Here is a 20633-nt window from a genome sequence, read left to right on the forward strand (position 1 = left end):
CATTTTTTGAGGATCACATCGTGCCGCACTGGCTTCAACTGATGTCGGATTCACTTCCGACCCTCCTGTGGGCGGGCATCCGCTTTACGGTTCCGCTGACATTGCTGTCCTTCCTGTTCGGGCTCATCCTCGGCCTGATCACGGCGGTGACGCGGCTCTTCGGCCCGGCACCGCTTGCGCTGATCGCCCGGTTTTACGTCTGGGTGATCCGCGGTACGCCGCTTCTTGTGCAGCTTTTCGTGATCTTCTACGGCCTGCCGAGCATCGGCATCCTGCTCGATGCATTCCCGGCAGCGCTGATCGGCTTTACCCTGAATATCGGCGCCTATAGTTCCGAGATTATCCGCGCCGTCATCTCCTCGGTTCCGAAGGGGCAGTGGGAAGCGGCCTATTCGATCGGCATGTCGTGGCGCCAGGCGATGAGCCGCACCATCCTGCCGCAGGCGGCGCGCGTCGCCGTGCCGCCGCTTTCGAACACCTTCATCTCGCTGGTCAAGGATACGTCGCTTGCCGCGGCGATCACGGTGCCGGAACTCTTCCAGGCGGCCCAGCGGATCGTCGCGACGACCTACGAACCGCTGATCCTCTATATCGAGGCGGCCTTGATCTATCTGGCCTTGAGCTCGGTGCTGTCGTCGTTGCAGAACAGACTTGAAAAGCGTTTCGCCCGTTATGGCGGCATGATGGAGTCAAACCGATGATCGAGCTTTCCAACATCGAAAAGCGGTTCGGCGATGCGGTCATCCTGAAGGATATCAGCCTCGGCATCCCCGAGGGAAGCGTCACTGCGCTCATCGGCCCCTCGGGCGGCGGCAAGAGCACGCTGCTGCGCTGCATCAACCTCCTGGAGATCCCGACCGCCGGCTCCGTCCGCATCGGCGATGAAAAGCTCGACTTCGAGCCCGGCATGAAGATCGGCTGGAAGTCGATCCAGAAAATCCGCCGCCAGACCGGCATGGTCTTCCAGAACTTCCAGCTCTTTCCGCATCGCACAGCAATCGAGAATGTCATGGAAGGGCTGACGACGGTTCTCAAATGGCCGCGCGAAAGAGCCCATAACCGCGCCAGCGAGCTGCTCACCAAGGTGGGAATGGCGCATAAGACCGATGCCTGGCCGTCAGAGCTTTCCGGCGGGCAACAGCAAAGAGTGGCGATCGCCCGGGCGCTCGCACCTTCGCCTCGGGTTCTCCTCTGCGACGAACCGACCTCGGCTCTCGATCCCGAACTTTCCGCCGAGGTCATCGATGTGCTCGGACGGCTCGCTGCCGAAGGAACGACGATGGTGATGGCGACGCACGATCTGCGCCTTGCCTCGCGGATCGCCAATCACGTGGTTTTCCTCGAGAGCGGAAAAGTGGTCGAGTCCGGCAGAGCGCAAGCGATCTTTGGCGATCCGAAACAGGAACGCACGAAGAGCTTCATCTCATCGATCAACGCGGCGCAGACGACACATATCTGAGCGCCGTTCTTCCCGCCGAACGTGGGCGCCGGGCCTGCGCTTCCACGAGCCGACGGAGGCCAAATCCGGGTGGATTTCCGACGTCCGGGTGACCGAGGCCGTTCAAAGGTAAAGCGCGCGACGACATCGGTGCTGTATTTCGTTGGAATGTTCCAAAGTCCCTTTCTTCCGACCGTGACAATGCTAGAGTTCGATCAGCGCTATCGCTCACGTCGACCGGGGGACGAATGAAGGCTTTTATAACAAAGGCCGCGGCGGCGGCGATCGTCGTATTTGCCCGTGCGGTCACGGCGGTTCGCGCTATCTGGCCCGAAGAGGGCCTGCCCTCCCGCCCTTGCGTTTATTTCGCCAACCATTCCAGCCATGGTGACTTCGTTCTGGTCTGGACGGTGTTGCCGCCAAGGCTCCGTCGTCAGGCTCGTCCGGTTGCCGGCGCTGAATATTGGCTGAAATCGCGGCTTAACCGCTTTATCGGCCGTGACGTTTTCAATGCGGTTCTGATCGCCAGGGAGCGAGACCAGAGGACTGAGGATCCCGTCACCCAGATGGCCGCGGCGATCGACGCTGGTTCGTCCCTGATCCTCTTTCCGGAAGGCACGCGCAACCAGTCTGATGCCCCTCTCCTTCCGTTCAAAAGTGGCATTTTTCATCTGGCGGCGGCACGCCCAGACATAGAACTGGTCCCGGTCTGGATCAACAATCTCAACCGGGTCATGCCAAAGGGTGAGATCGTCCCGATACCGCTGATCTGCACTGTCACCTTCGGCAGCGCCCTGCGCTTGGTACCGGATGAGGCCAAGGACACTTTCCTTGAACGCATGCAGACGGCTCTTCTCGCTTTGTCCCCCAAGCCTGCAGGGAGTGGTGAATGAGTGCCGCGAATTCTGATCTCTTGACGCTGGTGGCCGGTATTTTCGGCGTACTTATTCTCGCATCGGCCATTGGTTACGTGCTGCAGCAGCGCCTCTCGCCAAACGGTTCGAACGCGGCGATCGAAAACCTCAACGCCCGGATCAAGGCCTGGTGGATCATGGTTATCCTGATCGGCATCGCTTTCGTGGCGGGCCGTATCGGGGTTCTCGTTCTATTCGGTTTTTGCTCATTTGCCGCGCTCCGGGAGTTTGTGACCCTCATCAATACCCGCAGGGCTGACCATTGGGCACTGGCGGCCGCCTTCTTCGTCGTGGTGCCGGTTCAGTATTATCTGCTCTGGGCTGAACAATACGGCATCTTCTCGATCTTCATTCCGGTCTATGCGTTCCTGCTGATGCCGATCATCTCGGTGCTCAGGGGCGATACGGAGCGTTTCCTGATCCGCATTGCGGAGGTGCAGTGGGCATTGATGATCTGCGTCTTCTGCGCCTCGCACGTCCCGGCGCTGCTGACCTTGAACATACCGGGCTATGACGGTCGCAACGTGCTGCTGATCGCCTTCCTGGTGATCGTCGTCCAGCTGAGCGACGTGCTGCAATATGTCTGGGGCAAGCTGTTCGGGCGCACCAAGATCGCACCGAAACTGTCGCCATCCAAGACCGTCGAGGGCTTTGTCGGCGGCGTGATCAGCGCCACTCTGATCGGCGCTGCCCTCTGGTGGATAACCCCGTTCACGCCTGTTCAGGCAGGGCTCCTCGCTTTCATCATCACGCTGATGGGCTTCTTCGGCGGCCTGGTGATGTCGGCGATCAAAAGGGACCGCGGCATCAAGGACTGGGGCAATCTCATCGAAGGTCATGGCGGCCTGATCGACAGGCTTGATTCCGTCGTGTTCTCGGCCCCGATCTTCTTCCACATCGTGCGCTACTGGTGGTCGCTGTGATGCCGGATGCGCTGAAACGGCTTGCACGCAGCGGAACGGTGCATGTGCTGTTTGCGTTTCTTGCCATGGGCGGCTGGGCCGTCTTTGCCAATCGCGCCTATGCAACGCCAATACCGCTTTATTCCGGTCTGGTGCAGGGCGTGATGTCCGCCTGCCTGACACTTTTCCTGAAATCGGTGATCGACGGACTTTCGAAGCGCTTTGACGGCCTGACACGGTTATGGGCGCCGCCGCTCATTGCCTGCTTTGGCTCGACCGCGGTTCTCGTCACGATCCACTCGGCGAGCGGTACACCAGAAATCCTCAAGACGGTTGCGGTTCCGCTTCTCGTATCGACGAGCTACGCCGCGATCTACAACTATTCGATCTCCGCAAGACGAGGTGCCGGGACATGACCGAGACAGGCGACAGGCGACCGCTGGCAAGCCGCAATACCCGCTGGGCAGGCTCGATCGCGCGATGGATGGCGTCGAAAACCATCACCCCCAACCAGATATCCCAGGCCAGCATAATCGCCGCGGCCCTTGCCGGTGGCGCCTTCTATATGGCGGGACAGACGGTCGGTTGGTCCCGCATTGCCTGCCTGCTGCTGGCCGTGCTTTGCTGCCAGGGCCGGCTGCTTTGCAATCTGTTTGACGGCATGGTCGCCGTCGAAGGCGGAAAGGGAGCGCCGGATGGGCCGTTCTGGAACGAATTCCCGGACCGCATCGCCGATCTTCTGATCTTCGCGGGCGTTGGATACGGGATCGGCATGCCCGGCCTCGGCTGGGCCGCCGGCGCTTTTGCGGTATTGACGGCCTATGTCCGGGAACTCGGCCGGGCCACCGGCAATCCGAGTGATTTTTCCGGCCCGATGGCCAAGCAGCACCGGATGGCATCGATCACTGCAGCAGGATTGATATCCATCATCGAGCCGTTGTGGGGCGGGTATAATCAGGTCCTGATGATTGGTCTCGGCATCATCGCGCTCGGCGGAGCCCTCACCGCATTCCGCCGCTCAAGGACGTTGATCATACGCCTCAAAACCCTCTGAAAAGGCTATCGCGTGAACCGGGATAGCTGTTCAGGTCGTGCTGATCTGCAGCGCCACCGCCGGCTTCGCAAGCCCGGTCTTGCCATTGGTCCTCTGGTATGGTGTCGCGAAATGCCGCTCGAGCTTCGCCCCCAAGGCAGAGATCGACCAGCAGAGCGCGAAATACACCACAAGGATGGAGCCATAGACCAGATAGGCCGGGCTTCCTCCGCGCGCGATGGTCGTCTGCTCGATGAGGATCTGCGCCGAGCGCAGCAGTTCGTTGACACCGAGGACCGCGCCGAGAGAACTCGCCTGGGTAAGGCTGGTGACGAGGCTGACGTAAGGGGGCAGAATGACAGGCATCGCCTGCGGGACGATGACCAGGAACAACCCTTTCCAGCCGCGCAGGCCGGATGACAGGGCGGCTTCGCGCTGGCCGCTCGGCACCGACAGCAGGCCGGCGCGAATAATATGCGCGCCGTTCGCGCCGCCCCAGACCGACACGCTGAGCGCGCTCGACCAGAACGGATTGAACGACAGGCCCGCATGCGGCAACACAAAATAGACCATCAGCACCGTGACCATCAGCGGAATGTCGCGAAGGCATTCGACGAGGCCGTAGACAGGCCCCCTTAACCAAGCCGATTGGGCGGAAAGACCGGCGGCGAAGATCACCGCGAAGAACGTGCCGCCGGCGATCATGACTGAGGAAAGAAACAGGGTATTCAGGAGGCCGTCCAACAGGAAGGACTGGAATTCCAGAAGCAGCATCGTCTACCTCCCGCCGAAAGGTCGGCTGAGACGCCGTTCGACCATGTAGCCGAAGCCAGAAATGGTGAAGACGCAGATCAGATAAATCACGCAAATCGAGGCGAACATCTCGATTGCCCGGAAATCGTAGGCGATCCGGTCGACGGCGACAAAAGTCAGCTCCACCAGGCCGATCGCCTGCAGGTATGCGGAATTCTTCACCGTCGCCACGATCGTATTCATCGCCGACGGCAGAGCGGCGCGGGTCGCCAGAGGCAGGATGACGAATACCGAATGTTGCCATCGCTTGAGACCAAGCGACGCCGAAGCGTCATGCATTCCCCTGCCAACGGCCGCGAGCCCTGCCCGGAAATTTTCGATCTGAAAGGCACTTGCCCAGGCCGTGAGAGCAATGACCCCGGACCAGAAGATGCTGAAGCGCAGCCCCAGGCTCGGAAGGCCATAAAAGATGAAGAATATCTGCACGAGGTAAGGCGTGCCTCGGATGAATTCGACATAGGCCGTGACAGCATATCGCAGCGGCTTGACCCCGCTTGTCCGCAAAACCGCGCCTAACAGGCCGATAAGGCAGGACAGGACTATTGCGACAAAGCTGACGATCAGCGTCATTTTGAGGCCGGTCATCAGGTCCGGCAGGGCGTCGAGAATATAGGCAAAATCCATGGCCGTCATCCTGCTCGAAAATACCGGTGAACATGGGGTCCTGGCGGTCGAAACCGTCAGGACCGGGTTCGCTCACTTTGCGGCCGGCGGATCCGTTTCGAAGGACTTTACCATTTCAGCCGCGACGACCGGATCCTTGACGAAGGTCGGCACCGTCTTTGAGTAAAATTTCTCGTTCTTCAGCTTCTTGACCACACCATTGACGAAAGCCTTGAGTTCGTCCTCACCCTTGCGCACGCCGACGCCATTGAAGCCGAGATCGACGGGCTCTTCCAGCGTGCGGAATTCCGGATAGTTGGCCGCAAGCGTCGCGATCGTGATCGCATCGCCCACATATCCGTCGGCGCGGCCCTGCTGCAGCGCCTGCAGATTGTCTGCATTGGTGTTGAGCTGGACGAATTCCAGGCTCGGAATGCGTTCCTTCAGCCACTTCAGCTGCGACCCACCCTTGATGATGAGCATCGACTTGCCGTCGAGGTCGGCCAGCTTCTGGACCTTGCTGTCCTTCGGTACGATCACCCGGCTGCTGCCCCAGTAGTAGATATCGGAATAGTCGATCACCTGTTCGCGCGACGGCGTCTTGCCGAGCGTCGCAATGATCAGGTCGATCTTTCCGCCCGTCAGGGAGGGAATGCGGGCGTCCGTCGCCACGCAGCTCAATTCCGCCTTTTCCGCGGCCCCTAGGGCGGCAATGCCGATTTGCTTCGCCATTTCGATCTCGATGCCGGCCGGCTTGCCGTCGGTGCCGGATGCCCCGAATGGAGGAGAATCGCATTTGACGCCGATGCGGATCACGCCGGCATCCTTGATCGCCTTGGGTACGGCCTGAGCCGAGGCGGGCAGCGCCGGAAGCGCAAGGACGGCAAGAGCGCCGAAGGCTACGGCCCTGCGGCGAAGCATGCTGATGGATGTGTACATGACAGTCGTTCCCTTCGTTTCATTGTTTTGCCATCGAACGTTTGCCCGTCCGTATGCTTTTTGCCGCAACCAGTCCGGATGCAGAAAATCAGACCCGCTAGTGCAGTATCTGGCTGAGAAACGCCTTCGTCCGGCTTTCCCTCGGATTGCTGAAGAACTCCTCGGGCGGCGCTGTCTCGATGATCCTGCCCGCGTCCATGAACACCACCCTATCCGCCACCTGCCGCGCGAAACCCATTTCATGCGTGACGCACACCATGGTCATGCCGTCGCTCGCCAGCTGCGCCATCGTGTCCAGCACCTCGCGCACGAGTTCCGGATCGAGTGCGGAGGTCGGTTCGTCGAACAGCATGATCTTCGGGCTCATGCAGAGCGATCGGGCGATCGCCGCGCGCTGCTGCTGTCCGCCGGACAACTGGCTTGGATAGAAATCCGCCTTATCGGGAATTCGCACCCGCTCCAGATAGGCGCGCGCCACAGCCTCGGCATCCTTTCTCGCAACGCCCTTTACCCAGCGGGGAGCCAACGTGCAGTTCTCGAGCACAGTGAGATGCGGATAGAGATTGAAGTTCTGAAACACCATGCCGACATCCTGCCGGACCCGGTCGATGACCTTCCTGTTGTCCGTCAGTTCCGTGCCGTTGACGACGATGCGGCCCTTCTGGTGCTTTTCCAGGTAATTGATGCAACGGATCATGGTGGACTTGCCGGAACCCGAGGGACCGCAAACGACCACCTTTTCACCACACCTGACGGTAAGGTTGACGTCGTGCAGCACCTGGAGGATGGAGAACCATTTGTCGACGCCGGACAATTCGACGGCAATTTCCGGATCGACCATCTTTGAATTCTTCTCATTCGCCGTCATCTGCAATCTCCTCCCTGCAGCTCAGCTTACGATGCCAAAGCGCGGCTTTTCTGCGCAAAACGGGCCGGCCGGAAATTCGCAAGCAGAGGGCTCGCCTCCCCGGTCACCATTTCCCGCGCGATGAGTTCACCGGCAATCAGTCCGAGTGTCGCGCCGCTATGGCTGAAGGCGACGAAATAACCCGGAATACCCTCGAGCGGACCGATCACCGGTTCCCCATCACCCGGCACAGGCTTCGGCCCGCAGTGATAGCTTTCCAATTCCAGCGCTGGGTTACCCTCGAGCACGTTCGAGGCTTCCGAAAGAAGACGACGAAGCGTCTCATCTTTCACCTCGTAGGTCCCATCGGACACGCGATTGAGCTCTTCCTCCGACCATGCGGAATCGCAGACGATCGCACCATCCGGCGTCGGGCGCAGCGCCACGTTGGGCGTATTGAGGACGGCGCGCACTGCGGATCTGAAAGGTTTCGATTTGACAAGAAGGGCGATCGGGGTTCCATCGACAATGGCATGGCCCGCCTGTTTTGCCATCGCCGGCACGGCTGCGCCGCTGGCAACGAGAACGGCATCCGCCTTTATATACGTTCCATTTGCAGTCGAGACCCCGGCTGCCCGACCACCCTTGATGTCGACGCTCGCCTTTCCGACATGGGCCACGGCCTGGCCGCCAAGGGCCTTGAATTCCTTGAGAAGGATATCGATCAGGGATGGCAGATCCACCCAGCCCTCACCCGGATTGAAAATCGCGCCCTGGCGCGAAATCGCGGCCGCGTTGATGCCGGGCGTGACCCTCACCACTTCTGCTGCGGCAAGAAGCTGGCAGTCATAACCGATCGATTGCTCGTGAGCGAAGGCTTCCGCAATCCGGTTCGACGCGTCGTCCGCATCCCATGTCAGGCCACCGTCGAAGCGCAGCCACGCAGCGCCTTCATTACGGTTTGCCAGTGTCCGATAACGATCGATGCCGACGACCCGAAGACGGTGATATTCGGCGGAACGGAAACGCGCCGAGTTGAGCCATGCCAGCGACCGGCCGGACGCCCCGCTGGCGAACGCCGCTTCCGTGACTAGGGTGATCTGCACGCCCAGCCGGGCCAGATGAACCGCCGAGGAAACACCGAAAATGCCGCCACCGATGACGGTAATCCGCTGGTTGGAGGATGAGGTTGTCAACTGCATGTTCCTTCGTCTTGGATTATCGTATGGGCGTCGTCGATCCGAGTGCAAAGCACACGTTTTTGCTTGTGAGACCGGTATCAAGCGTATTTGAGACCGGTCTCACATGTCAATGGTGTGATTTTCTTGACGCCGTTTTTTTCTCAGCCTATGTCACGGAGCATGATGAAAAGAACGACGTCAAAGCGGCTTGTCACCATCTCGGACGTTGCGCAGAGCGCAGGTGTATCCAAGGCGACCGCCGCACGCGTTCTCGGCAGCTACGGGACGGCGAGCCCTGTCGTAAAGGAGAAGGTGCGCGAAGCCGCAAGGAAGCTTGGCTATCAGGCCAACGAGCTTGCGCGCAGCATGACGACCGGAAAGTCGAAGACGATCGGGGTCATCGTCGGCGATATCGAAAACCCGTATTTCGGCCAGGCCGTGCGCGGGATCAGCGATGCGGCACACGCTGCCGGCTTCGATGTCATCCTCTCCAATTCCGGCGAGGATGCAGCCAAGGAAAAGGCGGCCGTACGCGTCTTGCTGGGCAAGCGCGTGGATGGATTGATCGTTACTCCGGCCTCCGTATATGAGACACAGCACCTGCACGAGGTCCAGCGATCCGGCCGACCTCTCGTCCTTCTGGACCGGACCATCCCGGATCTCGCGGTCGATGCCGTCGTTACGGACGACCGGCAGGCGGCCGAGGCCGCCACGCGAGCCCTGATCGAGGCCGGCCACCGCCGCATCGCCTACATCTCAGCCACGGAGTCGGACGACCCGATCTACCGGGGACCGCACCAGATCAATCTGAGCACGGTGATGGAGAGAATAGAAGGCGTCGTCGCGGCAAGCCGGTCTGCCGGTATCGAGCATCCGGAGCGCTACATCCGGCTCGGTGCCAACCGCCGCGGCGAGGGTGACAAGATCATTTCCGAGCTGCTTCAGGGCGCCGACAGGCCGACTGCCATACTCGCGTCGGATAACGTGGTGGCGCTTGAAGTGTTCAAAACCCTTCGCAGGCTGGGTATGTCCATCCCTCAAGACCTGTCGCTGATCGCTTTCCACGATGCCGACTGGACGAGCGTGACCAGCCCGCCGATTACGGTGATTGCCCAGCCGGTCTACGATCTCGGCTTCGAAAGCGGGCAAATCCTCGTCCGGCGCATTACCGGCACTGGCGATGCGCCACGCTGCCGGGTCCTTGCGACCACACTCATCAGGCGACAATCGATAGGAGCTCCGCCGGAGCTTAAAGAGAGCGGCGCCGTTCTTCAGAAGAGTGCCGCGAAAATCGGCTGATGCCGGTTGTTTGATTGCCGTTGAGTCTAACCACATCGCCGGGGCCCCAGCGTGTCTCCGTAGATGAAGATTCCACCTTGAGCGAGCTGCAGGGCCGAACTCGCCGAATGTTGGCAGTCACCCAGCGTTAAACGGCCTCGACGCGAGCCCTGCGCCAAGCCTCGAACCGCTGGAGCGTTTCCGCGTTTGGCGGATAGACGCCAAGTGTCGGTTTGCCGGACTCGATCTCCAGCTTCAGGAATTCCTCCTGCTCCTCCATTGCAACGGCCTCGTCAGCGATCTCGTTCACATATTCCCGGGGGATGACGATGACAGCCTCGGTGTCGCCGAAGATGATGTCGTCGGGATAAACCGCGACACCACCGCAGGCGATCGGCTGGTTCATGTCGGACGCATGGTGGGCAACCAGATTGGCCGGAGCCGCCGGTCCCATGCAATAGGTCGGGAGCCCGAGCTGGGCGATATCGGCCGTATCGCGAACGCCGCCATCCAAGACAAGGCCAGCGCATCCGCGGTAGACAAGGCGCCGGGCCAGCATCGCGCCAATCCCGGCAATCTCCGCCAGCGAACGGCAATCGAATACAAGGACGTGCCCCTCGGGTATCGTGTCGATCGCCTTGCGCTGCTGATTGGACGGATCGGAACTGTAGGTCGAACCGTCGATATCCTCCCGGGCGGGAATGTAGCGGACGGTGACCGCCGGCCCGATCATCGGCTTGTCGGCGCCTGCGAGCGGTCGCACGCCGCGAACCGCAGTGTTCCTGAGCCCACGCTTCAGCAGCAAGCTGCTCAGGGTCGCCGAATTTGTCCGCAAAAGCTTTGCGTAAACCGAGGGGTCCAACGCCGTCATGATAACCTCCGTTTGTCCGGCTGCGAGGTCTAGCATAACGACACGATAGTTCAATAAGGAATTTCTACCTTCTTATTTGGACATCGGATGAGCGCCATTGATAGCCCTCATCACCATGGCAGCGGCGTCGAGGACCTCGCGCTTGATTGATCGAGCGCGCTCCGGCGTCGCCTCGCCGATGAACGGCACGCTGACGGTGGCGACCAGGCGACTTGCTGAATCGAATATGGGAGCGGCGAAAGCTCGAAGGCCGAGATTGGATTCCTGATTGTCTTCCGCACTTCCGCTGCGGCGAATTTCCGCAAGCGCTTCCTTTAACGTCTCAGGATCGGTGATCGTATACGGCGTCCGGGCCTCCAGCCCGCCGGCGCAGTAGACCTCGATCTCGTTGTAGTCGGAATAGGCCAGAGCAAGCTTGCCGGCCGCACCGACATGCTTGCGCGAACGGCCGCCGACCTTGATGAACAGGGCGTAGTCGCCAGGGCTGGAAGCCGCAAATATCGTCATCATTTCATTACCTTCGGGCGCCGCCAGCCTGAAGGATTCGTAGATCCTGTCGGCCGCGGCCGCCAAAATCGGCCTCGCCGCCTCGATCAATGTCACCCTATCCGCGCCGGGCGAAATACGCCGCGCAAGCTGCACGAATTTCGGCCCCAACTCGTAGGAAGCTCCGCCATTCACCCGAGCCACAAGTCCATGTGCGGTCAGCGAATTGAGGATGCGATACACGGTCGAACGAGGCACTCCGAGTTGATCGACCAATGCGCCGAGCGAAATTCCGGTCCTCGCATCGGCGACCGCCTCCAGCAGATGCGCCGTCTTTTCCACCACCGGAGACCCGTGTTTTGGTTCAATCATGAACTTCAGATTCCATATGCGAATTGTTGCCTTGACTCCTTGAGATCGAACGAGCATGTTGGCGTCGCAAGTGTCATATTTGACACTACCCGCTTACAGGAGGAAGTAAAGCCATTTGAGCGCGGGCTGTCCCCGCGGACCCGGATGACTTTGAGGAAGAGATCACCGAAGCGCCGTATGCGGTTCGATTGGATTTGGAGGAGGGCTTTTATGAAAAAGATCATGGGTATCCATGCGTTGAGCATGGGGCTTGCAATGTCGCTGGCGGCAAGCGCCGCAATTCCCGCTCGCGCGGCCTCGGACAAACTAACGGTCGTGGTGACGGATGAGCCGAAATCGCTCGACCCCTGCGACACGGACCTTTCGGGCAATTCACGCATTCTGCACAACAACATCACCGAGGCGCTCGTCAATCTCAGCCCCAAGGATGGTTCTGTCGGCCCAAGCCTCGCCACCAGCTGGCGGCAGGTCGATAGCCTGACCTGGGAGTTCAAGCTGCGCCAAGGCGTGACCTTCCATGACGGCAAGGCGTTCGATGCCAATGCGGTTATCGCGGCTCTGAAGCGCGCCCAGGATCCGGCGCTCGCATGCGAAGTGGGACTTGCCACGCTGAAGGGCCTCAAACTCAATGCAGAAGCCGTGAACCCGACCACCCTCCTCATAAAAACGGACGTCGTCGAGCCGATCCTCCCGAACAAGATGTCCGCCCTGGATATCGGTTCGCCGGCAACCCCGGGGGGCACCAAGACGCGCACGCCGGCCGGAACCGGACCTTATAAGCTGGTCGCGTGGACGCCCGGCCAGTCCGTCGGTCTGGCGGCCTATGAAGGCTATTGGGGCGACAAGCCGGCAATTCCCAACGCGACGATCATCTGGCGCGCAGAGTCCGCGGTGCGCGCCGCGATGGTCGATACCGGCGAAGCGCAGATCGCCTATGAAATCGCACCCCAGGACGGCACGACCGGACAGGATCATGCTTTCCCGAACGCCGAGACTTCGCTGTTGAGGATCGATGCGCAGATCGCGCCCCTCAACGACAAGCGCGTTCGCGAAGCACTGAACCTCGCGATCGACAGGGATGGTCTCATCGGAACGATCTTCCACAAGGACGCTCAAAAGGCGATGCAGGTGGTGCCGCCGTCGGTCTTCGGCTTCAATCCGGACATTCCCGTTTGGACCTACGATCCGGAAAAGGCGAGGTCCCTGCTTGCAGCCGCCAAGGCCGATGGCGTGCCGGTCGACAAGGAGATCGTCATCTACGGGCGCATCGGCATCTATCCGAACTCGTCCGAAAGCCTGGAGGCCATCCAGGCCATGCTGGCAGATGCCGGTTTCAACGCCCGGCTTGAAATGCTCGAGACAAGCCCGTGGCTGAAGCGGCTGCTGAAGCCGTGGAGCAAGGATCGCCAGCCCTCCATCCTGCAGACGCAGATCGACAATGCCGAGGGCGATGCCGTGTTCACGCTGCCGAACCGCTTTACCACCGACGGCAACCAGTCGACCATCACGGACGCTGGCCTCGACAAGCTGATCGCCGATGGCTCGAAGGCAACCGGCGAGGAGCGCAAGAGGCTGTTCCAACAGGCGTTCAAGTACATCGCCGTCGATGCGGTCAACATCGCACCGCTCTTTCACATGGTCACGATCGCCCGTGTCGCCAACAACGTGAACTATACGCCTGATGTGCAGGCCGGCAACGAGATCAAGCTGAAGTCGATCAGCTACCGCTGATCTGCCCGGCCGACGGCTTGTATGTCGCTTGAGGAGAGCGGATGTCCTTCACCTATTTCCTGAAACGTGCGGCCTTCGCAGCGCTCGCGCTTGCGGCGCTGATGACATCCGCTTTCTTCCTCGTGAGATTGACGGGCGATCCCGTTAATCTCTACCTTCCTGTCGACGCCTCGGATGCGGCGCGCGAAGCCATGCGCATCCGTCTCGGGCTCGATCGCTCGCTCCTGGCCCAGTTCTTCGATTGGGCTTGGGATATTCTCAGCCTCGATTTTGGAATGTCTCTCTGGCACAATCGCCCGGCCATGGACGTGGTGCTGGAGGCGCTGCCGAACACGCTGGCGCTTGGCGCCATCGCCTTGGCGCTGGCCTTCACCGCCGCGATCGTCATGGGATCCATTGCTGCCGTCAATGCCGGTGGCTGGATCGACCGGGGCGTCAATGTCCTGTCGCAGGCAGCCGCAAGCGTGCCGGATTTCTGGCTCGGCCTGATGGGCGTGCTTCTGTTTGCGGTCACCTTCCGCATTCTGCCGACATCAGGCTTCGGCGGACCGATCTACTGGGTGCTGCCCGTCGCCTGCCTCTTTGCCCGGCCTTTCGGAACTCTGGTGCAGATCGTCCGCGGCTCGATGATTGAAGCGCTGAATGCGACATTCGTCCGCACCGCACGGGCCAAGGGCGCGCGTGATGGACGGGTCACCTTCGTGCACGCGCTTCGCAATGCTCTCCTTCCCGCAGTCACGGTGACCGGCGACCTTGCCGCCCAGTTCGCCGGCGGTGGCGGCGTCGTCGAGGTGGTCTTCGGCTTTCCCGGCATCGGCAAACTCCTGATCGACGGCATTCTGAAACGCGATTTCGCGATCGTTCAGGCATCGATCTTTGCCGTCGCGGTCGTGATCTTCGTCATCAATATCCTGGTCGACATGCTCTATGCCTCGATCGATCCGCGCGTGAGGGTCGAATGACCGACACGTCCGCCGAATTCCTCCCGGCCCGCGAGCGCCGCAGCCGCCGCATCCTCTGGCTCCTGCGTGCGCTCGCGGGTGACCCGATGGCCGTCGCCGCGGCGATCTGGCTGCTGATCGTCGTGCTGGCCATCTTCACCGATTCCCTGTCGCTCCTGGGCGACAACCGCATTTCGCTGAAGGCGCGCAACCTGCCACCGTTCGACTTCGGCCAGTCCTGGACCTTGTGGCTGGGTGCCGACGCACTCGGACGGCCGCTGCTCGTCCGCCTCATCCAGGCGGCTTCGACGACGATCGGTATCGCCGTGGTGACCGTGCTGACAAGCCTGATCGGCGGAACGCTGCTGGGCGTGATCGCCGGTTATTTCGGCGGCATCGTCGGAAACGTCATCATGCGGATCTGCGATATCATCCTCGGTTTCCCGACCCTGCTGGTGGCACTCTTCGGCCTCTATCTGTTCGGTCCGAGCGTCAGCAACCTGGTGATCGTGCTCGCCGTCACCCGCATGCCAGCCTATATCCGCGTCGCAAGAGCCGAAACGCTCGAGGTCCGCGAACGACTTTTCGTCGATGCGGCGCGCGTCTTCGGCGGGGGACCGACCTGGATCCTGCGCACCCACATTCTCCCCAGCGTCGCACCCACCATGCTGACGCTCGCCTCGGTCAATCTTGCCATGGTCATGTTGTTCGAATCCGGCCTGAGCTATCTCGGTCTCGGCATCCAGCCGCCTTCGGTAAGCTGGGGTCTGATGGTCGCCCAGGGCCAGGGCTATCTGTCGTCCGCCTGGTGGCTCGGCTTTTTCCCCGGTCTCGCCGTCATGCTCACCACCATGTCCTTCAACCTGCTCGCCAACTGGTTCCGGATCGTCAACGATCCGTCGCAGCACTGGCGTCTTGTGAGCCGGAGACGCTGATGGCTCTTCTCGAAGTCAAGGACCTGCAAGTCAGTTTCGATACGGCGTCCGGCCGCATATTCGCACTCAATGGCGTCTCCTTTTCGCTGGAGCGCGGTGAAGTCCTGGCACTTCTTGGCGAAAGCGGCTCCGGCAAGTCCGTGACTGCGTCTGCCATCATGGACCTCGTTCCCAATCCTCCGGGCGCGATCGACCGGGGGTCGATCCGGTTCGACGGGGCGGAATTGCTGCAGCTTTCGCGCAACGAGCGGCGGGATCTGTGCGGCAGCCGGATCGCCCTCATCTTTCAGGATGCGCTTGCGGCGCTCAATCCCGTCTATCCCGTCGGCTGGCAGATCGCGGAGATGTACCACATCCACGGCCGCAACCCCGAAGGCGGCGTCGAGAAGGCCGTGATCGACCTCCTGACCGCAATCGGCATTCCCGATCCTGAACGTCGGGCGCGGCAATATCCGCATGAATTTTCCGGTGGCATGCGCCAGCGCATCATGATCGCCATGGCCGTAGCACTCGAACCGGATGTCATCATCGCCGACGAGCCGACGACGGCGCTCGACGTCACGATCCAGGCGCAGGTGATTGATCTTCTGGCGACAATCCGTAAACGCAGCGATGCCGGAATGATCTTCATCACCCACGACCTCGGTGTGGTCGCCGAACTCGCGGACCGCGTGGCCGTCATGTATGCCGGCCGGATCGTCGAGACCGCAAATGTCTTCGAACTTTTCGAAGATGCGCGACATCCCTACAGCGTCGGCCTGCTCGCCTCGCAGCCGCGCCTGGATACCGATGACGACGAACTGGTGCCGATTCCCGGTTCGGCGCCCAATCCCGTCGCCCTTCCTTCAGGCTGCGCGTTCAGGACGCGCTGTCCGCGCGCCGAAGGGCTCTGCGCCGAGGTAATCCCTCCCCTTGAAACCGTGGGGCCGGGCCGCCAGGCCGCCTGCCATTTCCCGGTATCGCCAGCATGAACCAGCCTCTTCTCAAAGTCGAAAACCTTTCTCGGCACTTCGGCAGCGGCGCGACGCCGGTGCGCGCAGTCGATGACGTCAGCTTCGAGATCGCCCGCGGAGAGACGCTCGGCCTTGTCGGCGAAAGCGGCTGCGGCAAGACTTCCCTGGTCAGGACGCTCCTGAAGCTGGGGCCGGCGACCAGCGGCAGCGCCGTTCTCGATGGCGTGGAAATCACCAAAGCGAGCGGAAGGGAGCTGCACGAATTGCGCCGCAAGATGCAGGTCGTCTTCCAGGACCCCTACCAGTCGCTTAATCCGCGCATGCGGGTTGACCGGCTGATCTGCGAACCATGGGCGCTGCATCCGGGCGCCGTGCCGAAGGCCCGCTGGCGGGAAGAGACGGTCAAGCTGCTTGAATCCGTTGGGCTGCGTGCGGAACATGCGGACCGCTATCCTTCGGAATTTTCAGGCGGCCAGCGGCAGCGGCTTGGAATCGCGCGCGCCCTGACACTCAACCCGACACTCCTCGTCTGCGACGAACCGGTCTCCGCCCTCGACGTCTCGGTTCAGGCACAGGTCGTCAATCTGCTCGCCAAGCTGAGGCGCGAGCGCAATCTGGCGATGCTTTTCGTCGCTCACGACCTTGCCGTGGTGCGTCACGTCTCGGATCGTGTGATGGTCATGTATCTCGGCAAGATCATCGAGACCGGGCCGAAGCAATCGATCTTCAGCGCACCGGCACATCCCTATACGCAGGCCCTGATGTCGGCCGTTCCGACGCCGGACCCAAGGCTTCGCGGTCATCGCACGCGCATCGTCCTGCAAGGCGATCTTCCAAGCCCTGCCAATCCGCCGAGCGGATGCCGATTTCGGACGCGTTGCTGGAAGGCCACTTCGATCTGCGCGGAACAGGAGCCCGGGCTGACGGCAAGAACCGCTGCCCCGGGATTGCTGACCGCCTGCCACCATGCAGATGCCGAAACCGGACGCTGACGATGGCGGCTGATGTGGCTTTCCGCCTCGGTATCGCATGCGGGCCGACATAGGCTGCTTGCGGCCTGGAGGTCTATCGGGCCGGCTTGACACCCTGGTCGAAGGAGGCACGGTCGATCCCGTGCCGTTGGAGCTTGTCGTAAAAGGTTTTTCGCGGAATTCCGAGCGCCTCGATCGTACGGCGGACATCGCCTGCGTTGCTGGCCAGCGTCTCCCGGAGGATTTCCGCTTCATGCCGGTTGAGACGCTGGGGTAGCGTCAGGGTGGCCGTCTCCGATGGCACCAACGCCCCGTCGTCCTCCCCTGCAAGCCCGAGGACGAAACGCTCTGCAAAGTGAGACAGTTCGCGAACGTTGCCGGGCCAATGATGGGTTTCGAGGTGATGGCGGGTAGAAGATGACAGGGCTGGCGTTTGGCGGTTGAACCGCTTGGCGGCCCGTTCGCAAAAGAAGCCGAAGAGAAGAAGGATGTCGTCGCGCCGTTCACGCAGCGGCGGAATGGAGATGGTGACGACGTTGAGGCGGTAATAGAGGTCTTCGCGAAACGCGCCGCGTTGCGAGGGATCGCCAAGATCGACCTTGGCAGCCGCCACGACCCTCAGGTCGATCGGCCGTGTCTCATTGGTGCCGAGAGGCGCTACTTCACGCGCTTCCAGGACGCGCAGCATATGGATCTGCGTGGCGGGGGGCATGCTTTCGATTTCGTCGAGGAAGAGGGTGCCGCCGCTCGAATATTCGATCCTGCCGACACGCTTTTTCTGCGCGCCGGTAAAGGCGCCGGGCTCGTGGCCGAACAATTCGCTTTCGATGATGGTTTCGGGAAGCGCGCCGCAATTGAGCGCGACGAAACTGCCCTTCGACCGCCGGCTCCATCGATGGATCAGATTGGCGACGACCTCCTTGCCGCTGCCGGTCTCTCCGGTCACCAGAACGTCGACGTCGGTATCGGCGATCTGGCGGAGCGTTCTCCGCAGCCGCTCCATGGCCGCGGTCTGACCAATGAGCGGCAGGTCGTCGCGTGCCTGTTCGGCCACTTCGCGGAGCGTTCTATTCTCCAGTATCAGCCGCCGTTTTTCGGCAGCCCGGCGAATAGCCTGCACCAGACGGTCCGCGGCGAAAGGTTTGGTGATGAAGTCGTAGGCCCCATCCTGCATCGCCTTGACGGCCATCGGTATGTCACCATGGCCGGTCATCAGGATGACGGGAAGGTCCGGATCGAGCTTGCGGACGCGGTCGAAGAGCTGCAGCCCGTCGATCTCGGGCATGCGGATGTCGGAAACGACGACGCCAGCGAAACCATCGTCGATCCGGACGAGCGCGTCGGACGCCCTCGAAAATCGGGAGACCGCAAAGCCCGCAAGCTCGATCGTCTGGGCGGTAGCCTTGAGAAGGTCGGCATCGTCGTCAACCAGAACGACAGGTGTTGGATTGCTCATGATACCGCCTTGCGCAGATAGACAATAAAAGTCGTGCCGGTTTCGCCGCTTTCGACCTCGATGCGACCGCCATAGTCCGTGACGATATCCTTCGAGATGACCAGACCGAGGCCCAGGCCTCTTTCCTTGGACGTGTTGAAGGGCGAAAAGAGCGAACTTCTAACCGATGGATCGATACCGGGACCATTGTCGGAGACCCGGATCACGATCTCATCCGCAAACGTCTCTACGGAGACATTCACACTTGCCTCGGTTCTGCCCTCCAGCGCTTCCAAGGCATTCTGGAACAGATTGATCAGCACCTGTTCGAGGCGGACGCGATTGCCGGTGACGGCAAGGCCGGGTGGGGGCAGATCGATCCGGAGTATATCAAGCCTCCCGGCAAAGCGGCTCCTCAAAAGAACGACCGCGCCTTCAATAGCGCCCCGCAGATCGACGGCTTCGGGCGGCGTTCGCCCCTTGCGTCCGAAGGCCTTGAGTTCCTCGGTGATCATGCCGATCCGCTCGGTGAGGGCGGCGATCTCGCCGAGATTTTCCTCCGCCGATTCCTTCCGGTTCCGTTGCAGGAAGACACGTGCATTGTCGGCATAGGCCCGGATCGTCGCGACCGGCTGGTTGATTTCATGGGCAACCCCGGCCGCAACCTGACCAAGGATCGCAAGGCGATTTGCCTGCACGAGCTCCTGCTGCACGACCTGCAGTTTCGACTCGGTGCTGCGATGGTCGGCGATCTCTTCCTGCAGGAGGTCCCTCGCGCGGCTTAAATCCACGGTCCTTTCCGCGACACGGCGCTCCAGTTCCACGCGCAGGTTTTTCTCCGCGGCGATGCGAATGGTGATCATCTGCCGCCGCCTCAAAAGGAATGCGATCAGTGCCAGGATCGGAACGAGCACCGCAAGTGCAACCAGCCGCGCTTCGCGGACCGCAGCGGCGACGGAAGGCTCGGTCGGCACGAGATATTCAAGCCGCCACGATGTCGAAGGGACCGGCGTCAGAAGGCGAAGATATTCTCCCGTGCTCGTTCCCGGCAAAACCGCCGAAACGATCGACGCCTCCTCCGAAAGCGGTTCCTGCCGCACGATCGGAAGAGGCGCCAATGGCGCATTGCCGAATTGCAGGCTTTTGCGGATGGCACCCAGCCGGTTCGCAGGCAGCGGCGCGGCGGCCATGAAACGCCAGGACGGAATGCTAGTGATCAGGACGACACCATCGGCGTCGGTGACATAGACGGGACGATTGGCGTCGTGCCAATCGCCTTCGAGCTGATCGAATTCCATCTTCACCACAACGACGCCGAGCGCACCGGCCTGATTTTCGGCGCGCCGGGAGATGTACAGGCCAGGTCGCTTGCTGACGCTGCCCAGGGCGAAGTGCTCTGCCGTTCCGTTCTCCATCGCCCGTTGGAAATATTCCCGGAAGGAATAGTCGTTGCCGACGAAACTCAAGGGTTCGCGCCAGTTGCTGGATGCGACCGCAATGCCATCCCTGCCCGTGACGTAGAGAACGGAGGCATGGGTGCCGGCCACGAGCCTTTCCAATTTTCGGTCCAGGGCACCGACGGTCTGTGTGTTTCTCGACGCCAGCGCGCCGACCACCTGTTGATCCTCGGCCAGAAGCAGGGGAAGCGCTCGCGGTCTTTCCAGCACCGCACGCAGCAGCGCAACCTTGAGATTGGCATCGGCGCGGCCCTGGTCGAGGAGCGCCCCGATTGCGGAACCGCGGCCGTAAAGACCGGCGGCATAAAGAGCGGATATCAGGATTGCGGCAGCTGCGAAGGCAAAGACAGGCCATGGTGTCCACGCGAAGGCGGGATCCTTGACCGATTTCTCTCGACGGCGCTGCTCAAGCATCGCCGGATGTGTGCATAAATCCGCATAAAAAGCAAAGGTCAATGGCGGAAATCCGCACGTCAGGTTTTCAGGACCCACTCCCGTCGCTCAGTCTGAACATGGAATATCAATGGGTTAGG

Annotated in this window: 21 protein-coding genes; 12 read left to right on the top strand and 9 right to left on the bottom strand. The window is 61.3% G+C overall.

The genetic code is table 11. From position 1 onward, the window contains the following. Nucleotides 1-20: 20 nt before the first annotated feature. The 6 genes from C5L10_RS00430 (at nt 21) to C5L10_RS00455 (ending at nt 4308) form a co-directional block, all read left to right on the top strand. Nucleotides 21-701 carry an amino acid ABC transporter permease gene (locus C5L10_RS00430; RefSeq protein ID WP_046669184.1) on the top strand — a complete coding sequence of 227 codons (681 nt, stop codon included), beginning with the start codon at nt 21-23 and terminating at the stop codon, nt 699-701. Continuing rightward, nucleotides 698-1459: an amino acid ABC transporter ATP-binding protein gene (locus C5L10_RS00435; protein WP_105428052.1), complete on the top strand. Its 762-nt coding sequence runs from the start codon at nt 698-700 to the stop codon at nt 1457-1459. Before C5L10_RS00430 ends, C5L10_RS00435 begins: the two co-directional genes overlap by 4 nt. A 227-nt stretch (nt 1460-1686) precedes the next feature. Continuing rightward, on the top strand, nt 1687-2331 hold the full coding sequence (locus tag C5L10_RS00440) for a lysophospholipid acyltransferase family protein (protein WP_105428053.1): 645 nt from the start codon (nt 1687-1689) through the stop codon (nt 2329-2331). After that, entirely contained in the window at nt 2328-3275 is a 948-nt protein-coding gene (locus C5L10_RS00445; RefSeq protein ID WP_105428054.1) for a phosphatidate cytidylyltransferase, read from the top strand. The genes C5L10_RS00440 and C5L10_RS00445 overlap by 4 nt, the downstream gene beginning before the upstream one ends. After that, nucleotides 3275-3670: a hypothetical protein gene (locus C5L10_RS00450; protein WP_105428336.1), complete on the top strand. Its 396-nt coding sequence runs from the start codon at nt 3275-3277 to the stop codon at nt 3668-3670. Before C5L10_RS00445 ends, C5L10_RS00450 begins: the two co-directional genes overlap by 1 nt. Further along, nucleotides 3667-4308 carry a CDP-alcohol phosphatidyltransferase family protein gene (locus C5L10_RS00455; protein ID WP_105428055.1) on the top strand — a complete coding sequence of 214 codons (642 nt, stop codon included), beginning with the start codon at nt 3667-3669 and terminating at the stop codon, nt 4306-4308. Before C5L10_RS00450 ends, C5L10_RS00455 begins: the two co-directional genes overlap by 4 nt. Nucleotides 4309-4338: 30 nt before the next feature. Here the strand turns inward: C5L10_RS00455 and C5L10_RS00460 are convergent, their stop codons facing one another. The 5 genes from C5L10_RS00460 to C5L10_RS00480 all read right to left on the bottom strand — a co-directional run bounded on the left by C5L10_RS00460 (nt 4339) and on the right by C5L10_RS00480 (nt 8685). After that, nucleotides 4339-5061: an amino acid ABC transporter permease gene (locus C5L10_RS00460; RefSeq protein WP_105428056.1), complete on the bottom strand. Its 723-nt coding sequence runs from the start codon at nt 5059-5061 to the stop codon at nt 4339-4341. Between the two features lie 3 nt (nt 5062-5064). Continuing rightward, nucleotides 5065-5724: an amino acid ABC transporter permease gene (locus C5L10_RS00465; protein ID WP_205837000.1), complete on the bottom strand. Its 660-nt coding sequence runs from the start codon at nt 5722-5724 to the stop codon at nt 5065-5067. 72 nt (nt 5725-5796) lie between these two features. Then, nucleotides 5797-6642 carry a transporter substrate-binding domain-containing protein gene (locus C5L10_RS00470; RefSeq protein WP_105428058.1) on the bottom strand — a complete coding sequence of 282 codons (846 nt, stop codon included), beginning with the start codon at nt 6640-6642 and terminating at the stop codon, nt 5797-5799. A 97-nt stretch (nt 6643-6739) separates the two neighbouring features. After that, nucleotides 6740-7510 (bottom strand): amino acid ABC transporter ATP-binding protein, encoded by a 771-nt coding sequence (locus tag C5L10_RS00475; protein ID WP_105428059.1) that lies wholly within the window; start codon nt 7508-7510, stop codon nt 6740-6742. A gap of 26 nt (nt 7511-7536) precedes the next feature. Then, complete coding sequence (locus tag C5L10_RS00480) at nt 7537-8685, bottom strand: FAD-binding oxidoreductase (protein ID WP_245447876.1); 1149 nt, start codon at nt 8683-8685, stop codon at nt 7537-7539. A gap of 165 nt (nt 8686-8850) precedes the next feature. On the opposite strand from C5L10_RS00480, the gene C5L10_RS00485 reads away from it, so the two are divergent. Continuing rightward, nucleotides 8851-9969 (top strand): LacI family DNA-binding transcriptional regulator, encoded by a 1119-nt coding sequence (locus C5L10_RS00485; protein WP_105428061.1) that lies wholly within the window; start codon nt 8851-8853, stop codon nt 9967-9969. A 127-nt stretch (nt 9970-10096) separates the two neighbouring features. On the opposite strand, the gene C5L10_RS00490 is transcribed toward C5L10_RS00485, so the two are convergent. Next, complete coding sequence (locus C5L10_RS00490; RefSeq protein ID WP_105428062.1) at nt 10097-10819, bottom strand: ribonuclease activity regulator RraA; 723 nt, start codon at nt 10817-10819, stop codon at nt 10097-10099. Nucleotides 10820-10891: 72 nt separating this feature from the next. After that, nucleotides 10892-11677, bottom strand: coding sequence for an IclR family transcriptional regulator (locus C5L10_RS00495; protein ID WP_105428063.1), 786 nt, complete (start codon nt 11675-11677; stop codon nt 10892-10894). A 210-nt stretch (nt 11678-11887) separates the two neighbouring features. On the opposite strand from C5L10_RS00495, the gene C5L10_RS00500 reads away from it, so the two are divergent. From C5L10_RS00500 to C5L10_RS00520, 5 genes are read left to right on the top strand one after another with little or no spacing between them, the layout of a single operon-like run. After that, the gene (locus C5L10_RS00500; RefSeq protein WP_105428064.1) at nt 11888-13408 is read left to right on the top strand and encodes an ABC transporter substrate-binding protein; all 1521 of its coding nucleotides are present in this window, start codon (nt 11888-11890) and stop codon (nt 13406-13408) included. 41 nt (nt 13409-13449) lie between these two features. Continuing rightward, the gene (locus tag C5L10_RS00505) at nt 13450-14370 is read left to right on the top strand and encodes an ABC transporter permease (protein ID WP_041364102.1); all 921 of its coding nucleotides are present in this window, start codon (nt 13450-13452) and stop codon (nt 14368-14370) included. After that, on the top strand, nt 14367-15284 hold the full coding sequence (locus C5L10_RS00510) for an ABC transporter permease (protein WP_105428065.1): 918 nt from the start codon (nt 14367-14369) through the stop codon (nt 15282-15284). The genes C5L10_RS00505 and C5L10_RS00510 overlap by 4 nt, the downstream gene beginning before the upstream one ends. Continuing rightward, nucleotides 15284-16255 carry an ABC transporter ATP-binding protein gene (locus C5L10_RS00515; protein ID WP_105428066.1) on the top strand — a complete coding sequence of 324 codons (972 nt, stop codon included), beginning with the start codon at nt 15284-15286 and terminating at the stop codon, nt 16253-16255. Before C5L10_RS00510 ends, C5L10_RS00515 begins: the two co-directional genes overlap by 1 nt. Further along, nucleotides 16252-17229 carry an ABC transporter ATP-binding protein gene (locus C5L10_RS00520; RefSeq protein WP_105428067.1) on the top strand — a complete coding sequence of 326 codons (978 nt, stop codon included), beginning with the start codon at nt 16252-16254 and terminating at the stop codon, nt 17227-17229. The genes C5L10_RS00515 and C5L10_RS00520 overlap by 4 nt, the downstream gene beginning before the upstream one ends. Nucleotides 17230-17302: 73 nt before the next feature. Here the strand turns inward: C5L10_RS00520 and C5L10_RS00525 are convergent, their stop codons facing one another. Together C5L10_RS00525 and C5L10_RS00530 are read right to left on the bottom strand one after the other, a co-directional pair. Then, a complete protein-coding gene (locus tag C5L10_RS00525) occupies nt 17303-18664 on the bottom strand; it encodes a sigma-54 dependent transcriptional regulator (protein WP_105428068.1) in 1362 nt (453 codons plus the stop codon). Then, the gene (locus C5L10_RS00530) at nt 18661-20514 is read right to left on the bottom strand and encodes an ATP-binding protein (RefSeq protein ID WP_105428337.1); all 1854 of its coding nucleotides are present in this window, start codon (nt 20512-20514) and stop codon (nt 18661-18663) included. Before C5L10_RS00530 ends, C5L10_RS00525 begins: the two co-directional genes overlap by 4 nt. Nucleotides 20515-20633 lie beyond the last annotated feature (119 nt).

The organism is Neorhizobium sp. T6_25, from assembly GCF_002968555.1.
Lineage (GTDB): Bacteria > Pseudomonadota > Alphaproteobacteria > Rhizobiales > Rhizobiaceae > Neorhizobium.

Coding starts and splice junctions, on each gene's coding strand:
- C5L10_RS00435 (WP_105428052.1), top strand. CDS start 698: ATGATCGAGCTTTCCAACATCGAAAAGCGGTTCGGCGATGCGGTCATC.
- C5L10_RS00440 (WP_105428053.1), top strand. CDS start 1,687: ATGAAGGCTTTTATAACAAAGGCCGCGGCGGCGGCGATCGTCGTATTT.
- C5L10_RS00445 (WP_105428054.1), top strand. CDS start 2,328: ATGAGTGCCGCGAATTCTGATCTCTTGACGCTGGTGGCCGGTATTTTC.
- C5L10_RS00450 (WP_105428336.1), top strand. CDS start 3,275: ATGCCGGATGCGCTGAAACGGCTTGCACGCAGCGGAACGGTGCATGTG.
- C5L10_RS00455 (WP_105428055.1), top strand. CDS start 3,667: ATGACCGAGACAGGCGACAGGCGACCGCTGGCAAGCCGCAATACCCGC.
- C5L10_RS00460 (WP_105428056.1), bottom strand. CDS start 5,061: ATGCTGCTTCTGGAATTCCAGTCCTTCCTGTTGGACGGCCTCCTGAAT.
- C5L10_RS00465 (WP_205837000.1), bottom strand. CDS start 5,724: ATGGATTTTGCCTATATTCTCGACGCCCTGCCGGACCTGATGACCGGC.
- C5L10_RS00470 (WP_105428058.1), bottom strand. CDS start 6,642: ATGTACACATCCATCAGCATGCTTCGCCGCAGGGCCGTAGCCTTCGGC.
- C5L10_RS00475 (WP_105428059.1), bottom strand. CDS start 7,510: ATGACGGCGAATGAGAAGAATTCAAAGATGGTCGATCCGGAAATTGCC.
- C5L10_RS00485 (WP_105428061.1), top strand. CDS start 8,851: ATGATGAAAAGAACGACGTCAAAGCGGCTTGTCACCATCTCGGACGTT.
- C5L10_RS00490 (WP_105428062.1), bottom strand. CDS start 10,819: ATGACGGCGTTGGACCCCTCGGTTTACGCAAAGCTTTTGCGGACAAAT.
- C5L10_RS00495 (WP_105428063.1), bottom strand. CDS start 11,677: ATGATTGAACCAAAACACGGGTCTCCGGTGGTGGAAAAGACGGCGCAT.
- C5L10_RS00500 (WP_105428064.1), top strand. CDS start 11,888: ATGAAAAAGATCATGGGTATCCATGCGTTGAGCATGGGGCTTGCAATG.
- C5L10_RS00505 (WP_041364102.1), top strand. CDS start 13,450: ATGTCCTTCACCTATTTCCTGAAACGTGCGGCCTTCGCAGCGCTCGCG.
- C5L10_RS00510 (WP_105428065.1), top strand. CDS start 14,367: ATGACCGACACGTCCGCCGAATTCCTCCCGGCCCGCGAGCGCCGCAGC.
- C5L10_RS00515 (WP_105428066.1), top strand. CDS start 15,284: ATGGCTCTTCTCGAAGTCAAGGACCTGCAAGTCAGTTTCGATACGGCG.
- C5L10_RS00520 (WP_105428067.1), top strand. CDS start 16,252: ATGAACCAGCCTCTTCTCAAAGTCGAAAACCTTTCTCGGCACTTCGGC.
- C5L10_RS00525 (WP_105428068.1), bottom strand. CDS start 18,664: ATGAGCAATCCAACACCTGTCGTTCTGGTTGACGACGATGCCGACCTT.
- C5L10_RS00530 (WP_105428337.1), bottom strand. CDS start 20,514: ATGCTTGAGCAGCGCCGTCGAGAGAAATCGGTCAAGGATCCCGCCTTC.